Raw genomic sequence first — 19206 nt, forward strand, 5'->3', positions numbered from 1 at the left:
GTGGTCAGCGGACCAGGCGGACCCGGGCCGGGGGGCGGCGGCGGGAGCGGGCGGCGGCGGGGTGCCCGATCGAGGTCTGCAGCCGGAGCTGGATCTCGGTGCCGCCGAGGACCGAGCGGCCGATCACCACGCCGCCACCGGTGCCCTCGGCGACCCGGCGCACGATGTCCAGGCCGAGCCCGGTCGAACCCTCGCCGCCCTGCCCGTGGCCCCGCCGCAGCGCGGCCTCGGGTTCGGCGATGCCGGGGCCCGCGTCGGAGAGCAGGATGATCACCGCGTCGGCGGTGGGGTGGACGTCCACGGCGAAGGGGGTGCCCTCCGGGGTGTGCCGGAAGATGTTGCCGAGCATCGCGTCCAGGGCCGCGCCCAGGTCCGCCGCGCCGACCGGCACCACCGCCGCCCGGTCCGCGCCGGCCAGCTGCCAGTCCCGGTCCTCGTCCTCGGCCAGCGCCGACCAGAAGCCGACCCGGTCCCTGATCACCTCCGCCGCGTCGCAGGACAGCGGCGCGGGCACGGCGTCCACCTGCTGGCCGCGCTCCCTGGCGGTGCGGATGATCTGGTCGACCTCGCGCTCCAGCTGCGCGACGGCGTGCCGGGTCTGCTCGGCCGCGTCGCCCTCGCCCAGCGAGGCCGCGTTGAGCCGCAGCACGGTCAGCGGGGTGCGCAGCCGGTGCGACAGGTCGGCGGCCAGCTCCCGCTCGGCGGCGACCAGCTGCACCACCCGGTCGGCCATGGAGTTGAAGGCCGCCGCCGCCTCGCGCAGTTCCGGCGGCGAGTCGTCGGCCTGCGGAACCCGGACCGCCAGGTCCCCCGCGCCGAGCGCGCGGGCCGCGCTCGCGAGCCGACGGGCGGAGCCGACGATCCGGGTGCCGAGCCGGTCGGCGACCAGCACCGAGATCAGCACCAGCACCAGGGCCACCGCCGTCAGCACCAGCCAGGCGGTGTGCACGCCCTGGCCCAGCGCGGCGTCGGGGATGAAGACCTCGACCACGGCGACCCCGCCGCTGCCCACCGCCACCGGCTCCAGGTAGGCGTAGCCGCCGGGGACGGTGGTGGTGGCGGTGCGCCCGTCGGCGGCGACGGTGCGGATCTCGTCGTCCGTGGTCCGGGCCCGCCCGATGGTGGTGAGGGCGGGGCCTGCACCGATGCCGTCGGCGTCGGTGCCGCTGCTCCTGGCAGCCGGGACGTGCACCGCGATCTGCCCGGCCGTACCGGCCTGGGTGCTGGCGACGGCGCCCAGCAGCGCGGTGGGGTCGGTGGTGATGGCCAGCGCCGGGCCGAGCGCGGCGGCCTGCCGCTCCGCCCCGGAGAAGGCGCGGTCCCGCGCGGTCTCCCGCACCATCAGGCCCAGCGGGATCAGGAAGGCCAGGGCGACCATGGTGGTGACCGCCACGCAGACCTTCACCAGCGCCCACCTCACGGCGACGGCTCCTCGCCGGTCGGCTCCCCGCCGGTCGGCACAGCCTCCGCCGGTACGTCCAGGCGGACCCCGACCCCGCGCACGGTGTGCAGGTAACGCGGCCGGGACGCCGTCTCGCCGAGCTTGCGGCGCAGCCAGGAGAGGTGCACGTCGATGGTCTGGTCGGTCCCGTAGGGCTGCCGCCACACCTCGGCGAGGAGTTCGCGGCGGGAGACCACCACGCCCGGCCGGGCGGCCAGGAACGCCAGCAGGTCGAACTCACGGCGGGTCAGGTCGAGGGCGGTCCCGTCCAGCACCACCTCGCGGCGCTGCAGGTCGATCCGCAGGCCGCCGACCTGCAACTGCTGCCCGGATCCGGGCGTCGGTCCGGAGCGGCGCAGCACGGCGGCCATCCGGGCGCTGAGGTGCTCGCGGGAGAACGGCTTGACCAGGTAGTCGTCCGCGCCGGCGTTGAGCAGCCGGATGATCTCGGCCTCGTCGTCCCGGGCGGTGGAGATGATCACCGGGACGTCACTCAGGCCGCGGATCATCTTCAGCGCCTCGCCGCCGTCCAGGTCCGGCAGCCCGAGGTCGAGGATCACCACGTCGCAGTCGACCTGGGCCACCTCGCGCAGCGCCTCCAGCGCGGTGCCGACGCTGCGCACCGCGTGCCCGGCCCCGGACAGGTGCCGGATCAGTGCCGATCGTACGAACGGGTCGTCCTCGACCACCAGGACTGTTGCCATGGACAAGGAAGGTACGCCATGGGGGTGACAGCCGGCGTGGGCGCGTCGGGTCATACTGATGCGCGTGCGCAGAGGACTGATCCGCGGGGCGGCATGGGCGGGGGCGACCGCGGCAGCGGTGTCCGTGTCCTGGTTCGGCGTGCACCGGGTGCTGCGGGACGCCTCCTTCGAGCAGCCGAGGGCTCTGGTCGTGGCCGTGCCGTCGGTGTCGGCGCCGCCGCCGGCGCTGCCGACCTCGATCGGCTCGGCGGTGGCGACCAGCTCCGCCGCGCCCTCGCCCCGGCCGGCCCGGCGCAGCGAGGCGCCGCCGAGCGCGCCGCCGTCCTCCTCGCCGTCCGGGAGCGGCCAGATCCGCAGCTACACGCCGCAGGGCGGCCGGATCGTGGTCAACATGGGCGCCACCTCCGCGACCCTGGTCTCGGCGACGCCGGACGCGGGCTGGTCCATGCACTACTGGACCGGCCCCCAGTGGCTACGGGTGGACTTCCAGCAGGGCGCCACCGACACGATCTTCTACGTCACCTGGAACGGCCACGCCCCGATGGTCCAAACGGGCACCGGCTGACTCGGCGTCGCCGCACCGCGGGTCACAGCACCTTGCCGGGGTTCAGCAGCCCCAGCGGGTCGAACGCGGCCTTGACCCGGCGCTGCAGTGCGAGTCCGGCCGGGCCGAGCTCACGGGCCAGCCAGTCGCGCTTGAGCAGCCCCACCCCGTGCTCGCCGGTGATCGTGCCGCCCAGGTCCAGACCGAGGGCCATGATCGCGTCGAAGGACTCCCGGGCCCGGGCCGACTCCTCGGGGTCGTCCGCGTCGAAGACCACCACCGGGTGGGTGTTGCCGTCCCCGGCGTGCGCGACCACGCCGATGACCAGGTCGAAGCGCTCGGCGATCCCGGCCACGCCGGTGATCATCGCGGCCAGCGCGGAGCGCGGCACCGCCACGTCGTCGACCATCGTGGTACCCAGCCGGTCCATCGCGGTCAGGCTCAGCCGCCGCGCCTGGAGCAGCAGTTCGGACTCCGCGCTGTCGGCCGCCGGGACCACCTCGGTGGCACCGGCCGCGCGGCACAGGTCCCCGGCCGCGGCGAGGTCCGCGACCGGGTCCAGGCTGTCGAAGGCGACCAGCAGCAGCGCCGCCGTCGAGTCCGGCAGACCCATCCGGGCCATGGCGTTGACCGCCCGTACCGAGACCGTGTCCATCAGCTCCATCAGCGACGGCGTGTGCCCGGCCTCCATGATCGCGCAGACCGCGGCGCAGGCCGCCTCGGTACTGGGGAACTCCGCGGCCAGCGCGAGCTGCGGCGGCGGGGTGGGGCGCAGCGCCAGGGTGGCACCGACCACGACCGCCAGGCTGCCCTCGGAGCCGACCAGCAGCCGGGTCAGGTCGTAGCCGGCCACGCCCTTGGCGGTGCGGCGGCCGGTCCGCATCAGCTCGCCGTCCGCCAGCACCACGTCCAGGCCGAGCACGTACTCGCTGGTGGTGCCGTACTTGACGCAGCACAGGCCGCCCGACCCGGTGCCGATGTTGCCGCCGATGGTGCAGGTCTCCCAGCTGGACGGGTCCGGCGGGTAGCTGAGCCCGTGCACGCCGGCGGCACGGGACAGCTCGGCGTTGATCACGCCCGGCTCGACCACGGCGATCCGGTTGACCGGGTCGATCTCCAGGATCCGGTTCATCCGCACCAGCGACAGCAGGATGCAGTCGTCGACGGCGTTGGCCGCTCCCGAGAGACCGGTCCTGGCGCCCTGCGGGACCACCGGCACCCGCAGCGCGGTGGCGGTCCGCAGCACGTGCCGCACCTGTTCGACGGTGTCCGGGAAGACCAGCACCGCCGGGCGTCCCGCCTCGCAGAACCCCGCCATGTCGTAGCGGTACGCCCCGGTGACGTCGGGGTCGGTGACGACGGCCGTCGCCGGCAGTCCTTCCCGGAGCAGGTCGACCAGGTCGCTCATCGCGGACTCCTCGCACGGGGCTTCAGGGCCGGTGCCTCACGCGTGGTGCCGCACCGTCGGGGTCGCACCGCCCGGGGCCGGGGCTCCGGGCTGGGCGGGCTTGCCCTGCCCATACAGCCACGTCGCGAACAGTCCGTCCAGGTCCTTGCCGGACCGGGTCTCGCACAGGGCGACAAAACCGGCCGTGTCGCCGTGACCGTAGCGGTGCTCGGCGGCCCAGCTCTTCAGGATGCCGAAGAAGACCGGGTCCCCGACCGCCCGCCGGAGCTGCTCCAGCACCATCGCACCGCGCGCGTACGGGGGTGTGGCGAAGAGGTGCGCGCCGTCGCCCGGGTCGCCGGGCGGGAAGGCCCAGACGTCGTCGCCGGCGGGGAGGGCGGCGTACTGGGCGAACCGCTGGGCGGTGCCGGGGCCGCCGTGGTCGGCGTCCCAGAGCCATTCGGTGTAGGTGGCGAAGCCCTCGTTGAGCCAGATGTCCCGCCAGCTCTCCAGGCTGACGGAGTCCCCGAACCACTGGTGCGCGGTCTCGTGGACCAGGGTGTCGATGTCCGGGGCCACGTTGTAGATCGGCCGGGACTGGGTCTCCAGGGCGTAGTCGACGGTCGGGACGTGCTCGACGATGGCGCCCGCCGCGTCGAAGGGGTAGGCGCCGAAGAGGCTGCTCTCCCAGGCGATGACGTCCGGGAGCTGGGCCAGGACCGGCGCGGCGGCCTTGGCCTCGCGCGGGTCGACGGCGTTGTAGACGGGAAGTCCGGCCGCCGTCCAGGTCTGGGCGACCTGGAACCGCCCGATGGCGGCCGTCGCCAGATAGGCGGCCATCGGCCTGGCCTGGTGCCAGCTGAAGGTGCTGCGGCCGCCGCTGCTGCGCTGGGAGAGCAGCCGGCCGTTGCCGACCGCCGTCCAGCCGTCGGGGACGGTCACGGTGATGTCGTAGGCCGACTTGTCCAGCGGGTGGTTGTTGCTGGGGAACCAGGTCATGGCGCCCTGCGGTTCGCCCGCGACGAAGACCGAGCCGTCGGGCTGGGCGATCCAGCCGTCCGCGGCGTTGTCCGGGTCGGTGATGCTCACCGGGACGCCGCGGTACTCGACCGTGGTGTGGAAGGTCCGGCCCTTGGGCAGCCAGTCGGCCGGGGTGACCTGCAGTTTCACCCCGGTGCGCCGGACCGCGGCCGGTTTCCCGTCGACGGTGACCGCGCTGACGGTCAGCCCGGACAGGTCCAGGTCGAAGGAGCTGAGGTCCTGGGTGGCGGTGGAGGTCAGCTGGGCGCTGCCCTCCAGCAGCCGGGTGGCCGGGGTGTAGGCCAGCGTGAGCCCGTAGTGGACGACGTGGTAGCCGCCGTCGCCGGACTGCGGGAAGTAGGGGTCCCCGGCGCCGGCGGCCCCGGGCGTGCCGCCGTCCCCCTGGGAGGCACCTGCCAGGAGAACGGCGAGAACGGGGGTCGCGGCGAGGGCGAGGAGGCGACGAGTGATCACCTCTGCAGGCTAGAACTGATCACTCGTCAGCGCATGTCAGCACTCCGCCGGGAGACGTACCGTCAGCCGTTAGAGGTTGCCGCGGCGCTCCTGCTCGCGCTCGATCGCCTCGAACAGCGCCTTGAAGTTGCCCTTGCCGAAGCCCATCGAGCCGTGCCGCTCGATCATCTCGAAGAACACCGTCGGCCGGTCCTGCACCGGCTTGGTGAAGATCTGCAGCAGGTAGCCGTCCTCGTCACGGTCCGCCAGGATCTTCAGCTCGCGCAGCTCGTCGAGCGGGACGCGGGTCTCGCCGACCCACTCGCCCAGCGTGTCGTAGTACGAGTCGGGGGTGTCCAGGAACTCCACCCCGGCCGCCCGCATGGCGCGCACGGTGGCGACGATGTCGTTGGTGGCCAGCGCCAGGTGCTGCACGCCGGGGCCGCCGTAGAACTCCAGGTACTCGTCGATCTGCGACTTCTTCTTCGCGATCGCCGGCTCGTTCAGCGGGAACTTCACCTTGCGGGTGCCGTCCGCGACGACCTTGGACATCAGCGCCGAGTACTCGGTGGCGATGTCGTCGCCGACGAACTCCTTCATGTTGGTGAAGCCCATCACCCGGTTGTAGAAGGACACCCAGGCGTCCATCTTGCCGAGCTCGACGTTGCCGACGCAGTGGTCGATCGCCTGGAAGTTGCGGCGCTCCAGCGGCTCCACCATCGGCGCGCGGGCCGCGTAGCCGGGCAGGTACGGGCCGTCGTAGCCGCTGCGGTCCACCAGCGTGTGCCGGGTCTCGCCGTAGGTGGCGATGGCGGCCAGCACCACCGTGCCGTGCTCGTCCTTCAGCTCGTGGGGCTCCTGCAGGCCGGTCGCGCCGTGCTCGACGGCGTACGCGTAGGCCGCGTAGACGTCGGGGACCTCGATGGCCAGGTCGATCACTCCGTCGCCGTGCGCGGCGACGTGCCGGGACAGGAACGCGCCACGCTCGGTGGCCGGCTTGACCACCGAGGTCAGCACGAACCGGGCCGAGCCGGAAACCAGCACGTAGGAGGCGGTCTCCCGCTCACCGGTCTCCGGGCCGGAGTAGGCGACCAGGCGCATCCCGAAGGCAGTGGAGTAGTAGTGGGCGGCCTGTTTGGCGTTGCCGACCGCGAAGACGATCGCGTCCATGCCCTTTACGGGAAAAAGGTCACTGCTCATGGCGTCCTCCGGAGTGAGCTGCTGATGCGCGTACGGTCGCGCCGATCCCGGCGGTGCGCAACTGTTCCGCCCGACGCTGCACATGCTGTACAGCCGGACCAGCGGAACGCCAGAATCTCTGTACACGATGACCAGTACGGAGGCCCCATGACCGGAATCGACTCGCTGGACGGCGCGCTGCTGGCGATCCTCGCCGAGGATCCGCGCCCCGGCGTGCTGGAGTGCTCGCGCCGCCTCGGCGTCGCCCGTGGCACGGTTCAGGCGCGGCTCGACCGGCTGCGGGCCAAGGGGGTGATCCGGGGCTTCGGTCCGCAGCTGGACCCGGCCGGCCTCGGCTACCCGGTGACGGCCTTCGCCACCCTGGAGATCTCCCAGGGCCAGGGCGCCGACGTCCGGGCCCATCTCGCCTCGGTGCCGGAGGTGCTGGAGCTGCACACCATCACCGGGCAGGGGGACATGCTCTGCCGCATCGTGGCCCGCTCCAACGCCGACCTGCAACGGGTGATCGACCGGGTGGTGGGCTTCGACGGCATAGTCCGGGCGTCCACCGCCATCGCGTTGGAGAACCCGGTCCCGTTCCGGGTGCTGCCACTGGTCCGGCAGGCGGCCGCGGACTGACCGCGGTCGGCGAGCGCGGTGAGCGGGCGGCAGCAGGTGGGGCGGCAGGGGGTGGGCGCGGTTGGCAGGGCGATAGGCCCTGGGCGGCAGGCCTGGGGCCGGCAGGCAGTGCAGTCGGCAGGCGGGGGGACGGCAGGCGGGGGGACGGCAGGGGCGGGGTCAGCAGGGGCGGTCAGCAGGCGGGGACGGTGCCGGTGCCGGTCTGCAGGGCCTCCAGCGCCTTCACGGCCTGGTCCAGGGTGTCCACCGGGACGAGCCGCAGGCCGGCCGGGGTGTCCGCGCGGGCGTCCGAGCACTCGGCCGACGGGACCAGGAACACCGTGGCGCCGTCGCGTGCCGCCGCCTTGGTCTTCAGCGCGACCCCGCCGACCTGCGAGACCTTCCCGGAGGCGTCGATCTCGCCGGTGCCGGCCACGGTCGCGCCGTTGGTGAGGTCACCGGCCGCGCCGGCCTTGCCGCTGCCGTTGCCGTTCAGCTCGTCGATGATGCCCAGGGTGAACATCAGCCCGGCGCTGGGGCCGCCCACGTCGGCCAGGTTGACGGTCACCTTGATCGTCGCCGGGTTCAGGTGCAGATAGCCCAGCGCGGCGCTGCTCGCCGCCTGCTGGGAGTCGGTCATGGCCTGCTGGTTGGACGCGTTGACCTGGGCCACGCTCTGGCCCGAGGGGTAGACCGCGTCGTGCGGGACCACCGCCTCCTTCGGGTCCGGCCAGGCCTTGAGCGCGGCCCAGAGCGTCACGGTCTCCTGTGGCGGGGTGGCCGCGATGGTGGTCATCCGCAGCTCGCCGCTGGTCTGCCGGACCGGGTGGCCGGTGATGTCCAGGACCGGCACCTGCTTGCCGTTCTGGTCCGGGTAGGTGCCCAGGGTGTTGGCGGTGATGCCGGGATACATGATCGTGAACGGCAGTCCGACGAACACCGCCACCGCGAGCAGCGCCACCACCAGCGCGGCACAGAGGGTCAGGACGAGGGCGCGGGGCGACCGGGACAACGCGGCGGGAGAGAACGGCACACCGCGCATCCAAACACACCGGCCACCGTGCCCGCTCCTCGGCTCGCCCACGGCGGCCCGCGCGCGGGCCCCGGCGGGGCCGGGGCAGGGCCTCAGCGCAGCGCCTCGGCGACCTCCGTCGCCGCCTCGACCACCCGGGGTCCGGCCCGCTCCGGGACCATCCCGCCGAGCATCACCACGCCCACGCAGCCCTCGATCCCGGTCAGCCCGAGCAGCGCGGCGGCCGCGCCGCACGCCCCCGAGCGCTCCTCCGGACCGGTGACCACGAAGGTCGGCTCCGGAGCGGCGCCGTAGGGCAGGTTCCGCGCGCCGAGGATGGCCCGGCCGGCCGCGTTCTCGTCCAGCCCGTGCCGCAGCCCGGTGCGGTAGGCGACGTGCACATCGGTCCAGCTGGGCTCCACCACCGCGACGACCAGGGCGTCGCAGCCGTCCACCAGGGTCAGGTGCGCGGTCGCGCCCAGGTCCTCGGCGAGGGTCCGCAGCGCGGGCAGCGCGGCCTCACGGAGCAGCGGGTGCACCCGGTGGGCGAGCCGCAGCACGCCCAGGCCGACCCTGGCCCGGCCGCCGATGTCGCGGCGGACCAGACCGTGCTGCTCCAAGGTCGCCAGCAGCCGGTAGACCACGGTCCGGTTCACCGTGAGCCGGCCGGCCAGCTCGGTGACGGTCAGCCCGCGGTCGGAGTCGGCGAGCAGTTTGAGCACCTGGACGCCCCGGTCCAGGGTCTGTGAGGTCTCGGCGGTCACGGCGCGTGTTCCCTTCCGCCGGTGATGTGGTGAGGGTGGACGCTAGTGAGGGAGCACCGCTCTGCGGAAGGCCTTGTCCAGAATTCGGTCAGGATTCTCGGAGATTGATTGCACCGACCGGGGCAAGAGCGGCCAACCGGACACCTGGCGCCGCCGAATCGTGACCGAATCAACGCAGGATTGGGGCCTGTGCAACCATCCTGATCACCCAGGTGTGTCAACGGGTGCCCAGTGACCAGTGCAGCCCGGCAACGCAGTGCAGCCCCGACAGAGAGTCGTCACCCTCCATGCCCCGCAGCTCCCGCCGCCGTGCCCCCGCCCCCGCCCCTCGCGGCCAAGGTCGCAGCCGTAGCCGCAGCCGTGGCCGCGGCAGGCGCAAGCCCGGATCCGGGCGGCAGAGCCGCGCCGTGATGGTGCTGCTGCTCCTGGTGGCGGTGGTCGGCACCGCCGGCTACGCACTGCACGGCTCCAGCCCGGCGAAGGCCGGCTCCGCCGACGCCGCCCCGTCGACCGCGCCGCCGGCCGGCAGCAGCGCCGCCGCCGCGGTCCCGCCGTCCCAGCCGCCGAGCAGCTCCGCCGCCCCCGCGTCCACCGGCATGCCCAGTACCTACCCGTCCTCGGGCGACGGGACCTACAGCTACGCGAGCGGCAGCACCGCGCGCTTCGGCACCGGGACACTGCAGCGGTACCGGGTGGCGGTGGAGAACGGCATCGGCGTGAACACGGCGGTCTTCGCCCGCCAGGTCGACGCCGTCCTCGACAACACCGAACAGGGCTGGAGCGCGAAGGGCCAGTGGTCCTTCCAGCGGGTGGACTCCGGTCCGGTGGCCTTCACCATCTACCTGGTCTCGCCCGTCACGGCATACCACTTCTGCGAGAAGCTGATCGGGGCGGACATCCGCGAGGCCGCGCCCGGCGGGGTGAACTGCAGCAACAACGGCAACACCGTGGTCGAGAACGTGGCCCGCTGGATCGACCTGAGCCAGTACTACAAGGGCCTGCCGGACCTGTACCACGCCCTGGCGATCAACCACGAGGTCGGGCATTCGCTGCACCACGGCCATGTGAGCTGCCCGGGTCCGGGTCAGCCAGCGCCCCCGATGATGCAGCAGATCAAGGGGCTGCAGGGCTGCGTGCCCAACGGCTGGCCCTTCAGCCCGTCCGGCAAGTACATCACCGGACCGCCGGCGCCCTGACGGCTCGTGGGGACGGATCGTCCGGACAGGCCGTCCGTCCCCACCATGCGTCCCGACGAGCCATCAGGTGATCTTCGTGGCCCACTCCTTGATCTTGGCGATCCGGCCCTGCAGCTGACCCGCCGTGGCCTGCGGGGTGAGCGGCCCGCCGCAGACCCGGCGCAGCTCGTTGTGGATGGTCCCGTGCGGCTGCCCGGTGCGGTGGTGCCAGGCGCCGACCAGGCCGTTCAGCTCCTTGCGGAGCTCCTGCAGCTGCTTGTGGGTCACCACCGGACGCTTCTCGGCCGGGAGTTCCAGCAGGTCGGCCTCCTCGGCCGGCTTGGTCCGGCTCCGCTGGATCTGCCGGGTCTGCCGCTTCTGCAGCAGCATCTGCACCTGGTCCGGCTCCAGCAGGCCGGGGATCCCCAGGTACTCCTCCTCCTCTTCGGAGCCGGCGTGCGCCTGCATGCCGAACTCCTTGCCGTCGTACAGCACCCGGTCGAAGACCGCGTCCGACTCCAGCGCCTCCCAGGGGAGCTCGTCCATGCCGCCGTCGGCCTCGTCCTTGGCCTTCTCGGCCTCGGCGAGCAGCGCGTCCTCCTGGTCGAAGAGGCCCTCCTCGTCCTTGCCCTTCTTCCGGTCCAGGACGTGGTCCCGCTGCAGCTCCATCTCGTTGGCGAAGGTCAGCAGCGTCGGTACGGACGGCAGGAACACCGACGCGGTCTCGCCCCGCTTCCGGGCCCGGACAAAGCGGCCGACCGCCTGCGCGAAGAACAGCGGGGTGGAGATGGAGGTCGCGTACACGCCCACCGCGAGCCTGGGCACGTCCACGCCCTCGGACACCATCCGGACCGCGACCATCCAGCGCTGGTCGCCCTCGGAGAAGTCGGAGATCCGCTGGGAGGCCTCGGCCTCGTCGGACAGCACCAGGGTGACCCCCTCGCCGGTGATCTCGCGGATCATCTTCGCGTAGGCGCGGGCCACGTTCTGGTCGGTCGCGATGACCAGCCCGCCCGCGTCCGGGATGCCCTTCCTGACCTCGGTGAGCCGCTTGTCGGCGGCCCGCAGCACGTTGGGCATCCATTCGCCCTGCGGGGCCAGCGCGGTACGCCAGGCCTGCGCGACGGCGTCCTTGGTCATCGGCTCGCCGAGCCGCGCGGCGACCTCGTCGCCGGCCTTGGTGCGCCAGCGCATGTTGCCGCTGTAGGAGAGGAAGATCACCGGCCGGACCACGTGGTCGGCCAGGGCGTGGCCGTAGCCGTAGGTGTAGTCGGCGACGCTCTTCCTGATCCCGTCGTTGCCCGCCTCGTAGCTGACGAAGGGGATCGGGTTGGTGTCGGACCGGAACGGCGTCCCGGTCAGCGCCAGCCGCCGGGTCGCCGGCTCGAACGCCTCGGCGCAGGCCTCGCCCCAGGACTTGGAGTCGCCCGCGTGGTGGATCTCGTCCATGATCACCAGCGTCTTGCGCTGCTCGACCCGGTTGCGGTGCAGCATCGGGTTCACCCCGACGCCCGCGTAGGTGACGACGATGCCGTGGTAGTCCCGCGACAGCGGCCCGCTGCTGTAGCCGGGGTCGAGCCGGATCCCTATCCGCGCGGCCGCCTCCGCCCACTGCTTCTTCAGGTGCTCGGTCGGCGCGATGACGGTGATCTGCTGCACCACGTGGTTGTGCAGCAGGTACGACGCCAGGGTCAGCGCGAAGGTGGTCTTCCCGGCGCCGGGCGTCGCCACCGCGAGGAAGTCCCGCGGCTGCTGCTCGACGTACTTCTCCAGCGCGGCCTGCTGCCAGGCACGCAGCTTCCCCGCGGTACCCCAGGGGGCCCGGCCGGGATAGGCGGGGGACAGGTGGTGGGAGGCGGTTGCAGTACTCACGGTCTCCGGCGGTGTCGGCGGCAGTGGACGTCCGTCAGGTCTCTTCGGACAACCCGCCTAGCCTACTGGGGCGGCCCGGCATAACCGTCGCAACTCCGGAACGAGGCGCTACCGGGGCCGGGCGGGCGCGGCGCGGCCGCAGACGGCCGCGCCGATCAGGGCGACGCCGGTCATGGTGGCGAAGATCGCGGCGAACCCGCCGGTGCTGCCGGCGCCCAGCGTGGTGAACAGCACGCCCGCCAGGCCGGTCAGCAGGACGTTGCCCAGGGCGTCGCTGACCTGCAGCGAGGCCGAGTTCTCGCCGGTGTCGTCGGCGTCGGAGAGGGCCAGCATCAGCACCCCGACGCTGGCGATGGTCATCCCCATACCCGCACCGCCGACCGCCCAGGCCACGGCCACCACATAGGGCGGAACCGAGTGGAGCAGGGCCAGGCCCGACCCCGCGATGGCGGCGGCCGACATCACAAAGCCCGCCCGGATCAGCAGCGAGCGGTGCCGGTTCGCCCACGGGCGGCCCTGCAGCCAGGAGCCTCCGGCCCAGCTGAGGCCGCCGCTGGTGAGCGAGAGCCCGGCCAGCGTCGGGGACAGGCCGCGCTGGGTGACCAGCATCAGCGGGATGAAGGCCTCGGCCGCGAAGAACGCGCCCGCCGCCAGCCCGCGCAGCAGGATCACCGTCGGCAGCCCGCGCGCCGCCCGGAACATGCCACGCGGCAGCAGACCGGCCGCGGCCGGAACCAGCAGCGCCAGCCCTGCCGCGGCCGGGACCAGCGCCAGCACGTCGAGCAGTTGCCCCGCGTACGGCAGCAGACCGGCGCCGGCGGCGAGCGCCAGCGCCAGCCGGATCCGACGGCGGTCCAGGTCCCAGCCGCGCTCACCGGTGTCCTCGGCCTGCAGCCGGCGCAGCTGAGGCAGCATCAGCGAGACCGGGAGCAGCACCAGTACCGGTATCGACAGGAACACCCAGCGCCAGCCCAGATGCTGGGTGACCGTCCCGGAGATCACCGGGCCGACGATCGAGGGCAGCACCCACGAGGCGGAGAACGCCGCGAAGACGGACGGCCGCAGCCGTTCCGGATAGGCGCGCCCGACCACCACGTACAGGGCCACGATCAGCAGTCCGCCGCCGAGCCCCTGGATCGCGCGGCCGGCCACGAAGGTCCACATCGTCTGCGCGGTCCCGGCCACCACCAGGCCGGCCCCGAACAGGCCGATCCCGGCCGACAGCGGACCGAGCGGGCCGCGCTTGTCGCTCCACTCCCCCGAGACCACCATCGCCAGCAGGCTGGCGGTGAAGTAGCCGGAGAACGCGAAGGCGTAGAGCCCCAGACCGTGCAGTGCGCGGGCGGCGACCGGCATGGCGGTGTTCACGGCGGTGGCCTCGAAGGCCACCAGCAGCACGGTCGACACGATGCCGAAGGTGAGCGCCCGGTACGGGCCGCCCAGCACGCCGTACTGCTCCTCGGCGGGGCCCCGGACGGTGGCGGTGGTGTGGGTGGTCACCAGAGTGAGTGTAAGGCGCGACCGTCCGGTTGGCAGCTGACCTGATTTCCTTGATTTCCGGGAGGGTGTTGACGAATACCGGGGCCGATACCGTAGAGTCAATTCCACGAGCTGGACGACGCCCCATTACCGAGGACAGGAGAGTACTGATGAACATCAGCACCTGTCCGGGCGCGTGTACCGGCGCGGCGTGTTGTCGCTCCGCCGCCTGACCGTATCCGGTCCGCATCACCCGTACCCCCGCTCCGAACGTACCCCCAGCCCGGCCGTGTGCCCGAGTGGTTCAGGGGACCGCCTGCAAAGCGGTTTACACCGGTTCGAATCCGGTCATGGCCTCCCCGCGCGCCAGCGCAAAAAGAATTCCGGAGGGTCGCATTCGACCCTCCGGAATTCGGCGTTCCCTTGTTCTCCCGGCTTTGTTCTCCGCGCCGGCTCTGTTCTCCGCACCGATTCTGCGAAACCGCCGCTACACCATCAGGTCCTCGGCCGGAATCGGCAGCCGGGACACCGGCTGCCCGGTCGCCGCGCGCACCGCCGCCGCGACCGCCGCCGGAGCGACCGCCGCCGGAGCCGCGCCGACCGCCTTCGCGCCGAAGGGCGCGACCACGTCGCGCTCCTCCAGCAGCGCCGCGATCCTGATCACCGGGGCGTCCAGCGAGGTCGGCAGCCGGTAGCGGGTGAACGAGGGGTTGGCGATCCGGCCGCCCTCGCTGACCAGCTCCTCCATCAGCGCCAGGCCCAGGCCCTGGGTCGCCCCGGCCTCGATCCTGGCCTCGATCTGCTCGGGGTTCAGCGCCCGGCCGACGTCCTGGGCGACGGTCAGTTCGACCACCCGCACCGTGCCCAGCTCCACGTCCACGTCCACCACGGCCCGCATCGCGCAGAACGCCAGGCTGACGAAGGCGTCGCCCTGCCCGGTCTCCGGGTCCAGCGGCTCGGTCGGGTGCGGACGGCACTGCGCCGTGGCCCACAGGTCCTTGCCCTCCAGCGCCTGCAGCACCGGCATGCCGAGCACCCCGTCATAGGAGGTGATCTTGCCGTCGCCGATGCTGAGCAGCTCGGGCGACATGCCGAACTGCACCGCCAGCGGCTGCAGCAGCTGGTGCCGCACCATCAGCGCGGCCCGCTCGACCGCGCCGCCGGACACCCAGGTCTGGCGTCCGCGCGCGGACGGTCCGGCCGGCGGCTGGTCGGTGTCCACCGGGGCGATGTAGACGTCGGTGACACCCAGCACGTCCTGGACGATCTGCCGGGCCAGGGTCGAGAAGCCGGTGCCGGTGTCCACGGCCGTGCAGATCACCGACGCCTGCGCGCCGCTGACCCGTACCGAGGCGGTCGAGACCTCGTCGGTGCCCTCCGCGCCCAGCATGTGCACCATGCCCACCGCGTAGCCGATGCCGCGTCGCACGGCGGCCGGGTCGCCCGCCCCGCCGGGGCCGCCGGGCAGCAGCCACTCCGCGTCCGGCTGGTCCACCGGCAGCGGCGGCAGCGGTTCGGCGGTCAGCGCGTCCAGCAGCTGGCGCACCGGCGCCGGGCAGGTCACGGCCTGTCCGGTCGGCAGCAGGTCACCGGTCGACAGGGCGTTGCGGCGCCGGATCTCCAGCGGGTCCAGGTCCAGCGCGGCGGCCAGCCTGTCCAGCTGCGACTCGTAGGCGAAGCAGGCCTGCAGTGCGCCCTCGCCGCGCATCCGCCCGGCCGGCGGGTTGTTGGTGCGCACCGCCCAGGCGTCGATGAACACGTGCGGGACCACGTACGGGCCGACCGCCAGCGCCGCCGCCGCGGCCAGCGCCTCGCTGGAGACCTCGGCGTAGGCACCGCCGTCCAGCAGCAGCTGCGCCTCGACCTTGACCAGCCGGCCCTCGACGTCGGCGTGGTGGCGGTAGCGCAGCAGCGCCGGATGCCGGTGCGCGTGGGTGAGGAAGGACTCCTCCCGGGTCAGCGCCATCTTGACCGGGTGCCCGGTACGGATCGCCAGCAGGCCGAGCGCGACCTGGAAGCCCAGGTCCTCGCGGTCGGCGGTGGCCCCGGGCACGCCGCTGACAACCAGCCGGACCTGGTCCGGTGTCAGCCCCAGGCAGTGCGCGGCGCGGTCCCGGTCACCGTGCGGGTCCGTGCTGGCGACGTGCAGCTCCACGCCGCCGTCCGGACGCGGCACGGCCAGGCCGGCCTCGGCGCCGATCGGCGCCGGGTCCTGGCGGCCGATCTGGTAGAGGCCCTCGACCACCACCTCGCCGACCGCCTCCGGGTCGCCGAAGCGCACCGGCTGATGCCGGAACAGGTTGCCGTCGGGGTGGATCGGCGGCGCGGTGAACGCCTGCTCGGGGTCGGTCAACGGCTCCAGCGGTTCGTACGCGACGACGATCGCGGCAGCCGCGAGCCGGGCCGTGTCCGGGTGGTCGGCGGCAACGGCGGCGATCGGCTCGCCGAAGTGGCGCACCATGTCGACCGCGAAGACCGGCCGGTCCTGCACGATCGGCCCGCTGGGCGCGCCGTCCGGCACGCCGTTCGGACCGAGCCGCAGATCCGCCGCGGTGACCACGGCGTGCACGCCGGGGATCGCCAGCGCCTGGCTGCAGTCGACCGAGAGAATGCGCGCGTGGGCATGGGGGGCGCGGGCGATGGCGCCCCAGAGCAGACCCTCGGCCCAGAGGTCGGCGGCGTAGGGGAAGGTGCCCATGGCCTTGGCCAGCGCGTCGGCCCGAACCGGCGAGGCGCCCAGCCCCACGGCCGGACCGTCCCCGGCGTCGGCCGCGCCCGGCGTGCCGCCCTGCGGCCTCGCCGCGGTCGTCACGGCGGCGGCCGGCGCCAGCAGTCCGCCGAGCGCGGTCCCGGTCGCGCTCCCCGGCGCGCCGGGACGGACGCCCGGCAGCGGCGCGGTCAGGGTGTCGTCGTCGCCGGGGGGCGTGGTCATGCTCCGGCCTCCGGGGCAGGGGTGTGCTGCGGCTGCGTGTGCTGCGGCTGGTCGTGCGGGTGGTGCTGCTGCTGATGCGGCAGCACGTAGACGCCGGGCTCCGGCTCACCCCGGTAGACGCCGGGGGCGGCCTCGTCCGGACGGATCACCGCGAGCTGGGTGGTGTCGAACTCCGCAGCGGTGAAGGCCGGCTCCTCGAACTGGGTGGCCTGGAACTGCGACGTGTCGAACTGCCCCGTGTGGAACTGCCCGGCGTCGAACTGACCGGTGCCCGCATGCCCCGCGTCGAACTGCGCATTGTCGAAATGCCCGCCGTCGAACTGCCCCGGCGCGAACTGACCCGTGTGCGACTGGCCGGTCTCGAACTGGCCGGTGTGGAACTGGCCCGTCGCGAACTGACCGTTGCCGGTCGTCCCTGGCTCGGCCGCCCCGCCCTCGACCGGAGCCGCGCGGAACTGGCCGGCGTCGAACTGCCCGCTCGCGGGCCCCCCGCCCTCGACCGGAGCCGCGCGGAACTGACTCGCATCGAACTGGCCGCTGGAGGACCCTTCGGCCTCTGCCGGGTCCGGACGGAACAGACTCGCGTCGAACTGACCCGTCGCGAACTGACCCACGTCGAACTGCCCGGTCGCGGGCCCACTGCCCTCGGCGGGAGCCGCGCGGAACTGACTCGCGTCGAACTGGCCGGTCGCGAACTGCCCTGCGTCGAACTGCCCGGTGGCGGACCCTTCGGCCTCCGCCGGGTCCGGACGAAACAGACTCGCGTCGAACTGACCCGTCGCGAACTGACCCACGTCGAACTGCCCGGTCGCAGGCCCACTGCCCTCGACCTGGCCCTCACGGAACAGGCTCGCGTCGAACTGACCCGTCGCGAACTGCCCACCGTCGGACGACCCGCCATCAGCCGGAACCGCGCTGAACTGCCCGGTCTCGAACTGCCCCGTCCCGCCGTGGCCCGTTTCGCCGTGGCCGGGCTCGAACTGGGTGGGGGCGAACGCGTCGGCCCCGGAGCGCCCGTGGGCGTGCGGGGCGGCGCCGGTCATGTCCGCCGCGCCCGGCGGGTAGGGGTGGCCGGCTGCGGGAGCATGCGGGTCGCCCGGTCCCGCCAGGGCCTCGGCGGACTGGACCGGCGCCTGCGCAGCACCCTCCGCCGCGCCCGAGGACTGCTCCGGCACCGAGGCGTCCGCGCCTGCGAGGGTGTCCCCGGCGGCGTCCTCGGGCTCCTCCTCCGGGTCCTCGGCGCGCGCCTCGGCCACGGCCTGGACCGCGGCCAGCACGCCCTGGTAGCCGGTGCAACGACAGAGGTTGCCGCACAGCGCCTCGCGGGCCTGCAGCTCGGTGGGCTGGTGGTTGCGCTCCAGCAGGTCGTGCACGGCCATGGCCAGCCCGGGCACGCAGTACCCGCACTGCACGGCGCCGCTCTCGGCCAGCGCCCGCTGCACGTCGGAGGCGGTGCCGTCGGCGGCCAGGCCCTCGACGGTACGGATCTCGCTGTCCGCCGCCAGCGCGGCGGGGATCAGGCAGGCGGCGGTCAGCTGACCGTCCAGCTGCACCGAGCAGGCCCCGCACTCGCCCTGCTCGCAGCCGCCCTTCGCACCGGCCAGGCCGAGCCGCTCGCGCAGCACGTACAGCAGGCTCTCGCCGATCCAGGCGTCGGTGACCGGCCGCTCCAGGCCGTTCACCCGCAGGGTGTACGAGGCACGCGGGGACTCGTCGACAGCACCGAACGGGATGTCGGCGCCGACCGGGGCGGGATTCGTCAGATAGTCAGTCACTTCAGCGCCCTCCCGAGTGCGCGGCGGGCCAGTACGGACACCGTACGTCGCAACCGTACGACGCCCGCCTCCGGCCCCCCTTCCGGGGACCCCGGTGGCTCGGGCACGCAGGCCGAGGCCACGTACTCGCCGAAGGCCGCCGCGGCGGCGGGGTCGATGGACCGGTCGCCGTCCCAGTCGACGCAGCCGGACACCCACTGCTCGGCCTCCAGCGGCCGCAGCGGCACCGGCGCGACCGCGCCGACCGCGCAGCGCACCGCGCGCCGGGCCGGGTCGAGCACCAGCGCCACCGACGCGGTGGCCCGGGACGGGCCGGTACGGGAGGTGGCCTTGAGGAAGACCTGCGGGGCGTGCAGCAGCGGCACCCGGACGTAGCCCAGCAGTTCGCCGCCACGCATCGGGTCGAGTCCGGTCAGCAGGTGGCTCACCGGGACCTCGCGGGCGCCCTCGGGGCCGACCAGGGTGACCGTGGCCTCCAGCGCGGCCAGCACCGGCAGGGTGTCCCCGGCCGGGTCGGCGGTGACGATGTTGCCGCCGAGCGTCCCGGCGTTGCGGACCTGCGGCGGGCCCGCGCTGCGGGCCGCCTCGGCCAGGGCCGGCATCAGCGCGGCGAAGTCGGGGCGGCCCATCCGGGCGTGGGTCAGACCGGCGCCGAGCTGGGCGGCGCCGTCCTGGTACTGCCAGCCGCGCAGCTCGTTGATCCGGCCCAGGCCGATCAGCGCCATCGGGCGCAGCAGACCGGCGTTGACCGCACCCATCAGGTCGGTCCCGCCGGCCACCGGCACCGCGGCCGGGGAGGCCGCGAGCGCCTCGACCGCCTCGTCCAGCGAGGCCGGGAGCATGATCGTCTG

General features: G+C 73.5%; 15 protein-coding genes and 1 tRNA gene. 4 read left to right on the forward strand and 12 right to left on the reverse strand.

What is annotated here, in order from left to right:
- Window positions 1-4: 4 nt before the first annotated feature.
- A complete protein-coding gene (locus ABH925_RS27275; RefSeq protein ID WP_370151821.1) occupies window positions 5-1420 on the reverse strand; it encodes a sensor histidine kinase in 1416 nt (471 codons plus the stop codon).
- Window positions 1417-2145, reverse strand: a complete 729-nt coding sequence (locus tag ABH925_RS27280; RefSeq protein ID WP_370151823.1) for a response regulator transcription factor — start codon at window positions 2143-2145, stop codon at window positions 1417-1419. The genes ABH925_RS27275 and ABH925_RS27280 overlap by 4 nt, the downstream gene beginning before the upstream one ends.
- Window positions 2146-2209: 64 nt before the next feature.
- Between ABH925_RS27280 and ABH925_RS27285 the strand changes: the two genes are divergently transcribed.
- Window positions 2210-2710, forward strand: a complete 501-nt coding sequence (locus tag ABH925_RS27285; protein WP_370151824.1) for a hypothetical protein — start codon at window positions 2210-2212, stop codon at window positions 2708-2710.
- A 22-nt stretch (window positions 2711-2732) separates the two neighbouring features.
- Here ABH925_RS27285 and ABH925_RS27290 read toward each other — a convergent pair whose 3' ends face one another.
- The 3 genes from ABH925_RS27290 to hppD form a co-directional block, all read right to left on the reverse strand.
- Window positions 2733-4097 carry an FAD-binding oxidoreductase gene (locus ABH925_RS27290; RefSeq protein WP_370151826.1) on the reverse strand — a complete coding sequence of 455 codons (1365 nt, stop codon included), beginning with the start codon at window positions 4095-4097 and terminating at the stop codon, window positions 2733-2735.
- 36 nt (window positions 4098-4133) lie between these two features.
- Window positions 4134-5570 (reverse strand): M1 family metallopeptidase, encoded by a 1437-nt coding sequence (locus tag ABH925_RS27295; protein ID WP_370151827.1) that lies wholly within the window; start codon window positions 5568-5570, stop codon window positions 4134-4136.
- A 69-nt stretch (window positions 5571-5639) separates the two neighbouring features.
- On the reverse strand, window positions 5640-6749 hold the full coding sequence (gene hppD, locus ABH925_RS27300; protein WP_370151829.1) for a 4-hydroxyphenylpyruvate dioxygenase: 1110 nt from the start codon (window positions 6747-6749) through the stop codon (window positions 5640-5642).
- A 147-nt stretch (window positions 6750-6896) separates the two neighbouring features.
- On the opposite strand from hppD, the gene ABH925_RS27305 reads away from it, so the two are divergent.
- Window positions 6897-7367 carry an Lrp/AsnC family transcriptional regulator gene (locus tag ABH925_RS27305; RefSeq protein ID WP_370151831.1) on the forward strand — a complete coding sequence of 157 codons (471 nt, stop codon included), beginning with the start codon at window positions 6897-6899 and terminating at the stop codon, window positions 7365-7367.
- A 172-nt stretch (window positions 7368-7539) separates the two neighbouring features.
- On the opposite strand, the gene ABH925_RS27310 is transcribed toward ABH925_RS27305, so the two are convergent.
- Both ABH925_RS27310 and ABH925_RS27315 read right to left on the reverse strand, forming a co-directional pair.
- Window positions 7540-8388 carry a S16 family serine protease gene (locus ABH925_RS27310; protein WP_370151833.1) on the reverse strand — a complete coding sequence of 283 codons (849 nt, stop codon included), beginning with the start codon at window positions 8386-8388 and terminating at the stop codon, window positions 7540-7542.
- Between the two features lie 83 nt (window positions 8389-8471).
- Window positions 8472-9122: an IclR family transcriptional regulator gene (locus ABH925_RS27315; RefSeq protein WP_370151834.1), complete on the reverse strand. Its 651-nt coding sequence runs from the start codon at window positions 9120-9122 to the stop codon at window positions 8472-8474.
- Between the two features lie 410 nt (window positions 9123-9532).
- Here ABH925_RS27315 and ABH925_RS27320 point away from each other — a divergent pair, with 410 nt between their 5' ends.
- Window positions 9533-10318 (forward strand): DUF3152 domain-containing protein, encoded by a 786-nt coding sequence (locus ABH925_RS27320; protein WP_370151835.1) that lies wholly within the window; start codon window positions 9533-9535, stop codon window positions 10316-10318.
- Window positions 10319-10381: 63 nt separating this feature from the next.
- On the opposite strand, the gene ABH925_RS27325 is transcribed toward ABH925_RS27320, so the two are convergent.
- Together ABH925_RS27325 and ABH925_RS27330 are read right to left on the reverse strand one after the other, a co-directional pair.
- Window positions 10382-12169, reverse strand: a complete 1788-nt coding sequence (locus ABH925_RS27325) for a DEAD/DEAH box helicase (RefSeq protein WP_370151836.1) — start codon at window positions 12167-12169, stop codon at window positions 10382-10384.
- Between the two features lie 108 nt (window positions 12170-12277).
- Window positions 12278-13669: an MFS transporter gene (locus ABH925_RS27330; RefSeq protein ID WP_370151838.1), complete on the reverse strand. Its 1392-nt coding sequence runs from the start codon at window positions 13667-13669 to the stop codon at window positions 12278-12280.
- Between the two features lie 264 nt (window positions 13670-13933).
- Between ABH925_RS27330 and ABH925_RS27335 the strand changes: the two genes are divergently transcribed.
- Window positions 13934-14005 (forward strand) — tRNA-Cys (locus ABH925_RS27335).
- Window positions 14006-14135: 130 nt separating this feature from the next.
- Here the strand turns inward: ABH925_RS27335 and ABH925_RS27340 are convergent.
- Genes ABH925_RS27340 through ABH925_RS27350 form a run of 3 tightly spaced genes read right to left on the reverse strand, consistent with a single transcriptional unit; the run spans window position 14136 to window position 19197 of the window.
- A complete protein-coding gene (locus ABH925_RS27340; RefSeq protein ID WP_370151839.1) occupies window positions 14136-16580 on the reverse strand; it encodes a xanthine dehydrogenase family protein molybdopterin-binding subunit in 2445 nt (814 codons plus the stop codon).
- Window positions 16577-18355 (reverse strand): (2Fe-2S)-binding protein, encoded by a 1779-nt coding sequence (locus ABH925_RS27345; protein WP_370151841.1) that lies wholly within the window; start codon window positions 18353-18355, stop codon window positions 16577-16579. Before ABH925_RS27345 ends, ABH925_RS27340 begins: the two co-directional genes overlap by 4 nt.
- Entirely contained in the window at window positions 18352-19197 is an 846-nt protein-coding gene (locus ABH925_RS27350; RefSeq protein WP_370151924.1) for a xanthine dehydrogenase family protein subunit M, read from the reverse strand. Before ABH925_RS27350 ends, ABH925_RS27345 begins: the two co-directional genes overlap by 4 nt.
- Between the last annotated feature and the right edge of the window lie 9 nt (window positions 19198-19206).

The sequence above is a fragment of the Streptacidiphilus sp. EB129 genome, from assembly GCF_041262645.1.
In the GTDB taxonomy this organism is placed as follows: Bacteria; Actinomycetota; Actinomycetes; order Streptomycetales; family Streptomycetaceae; genus Streptacidiphilus.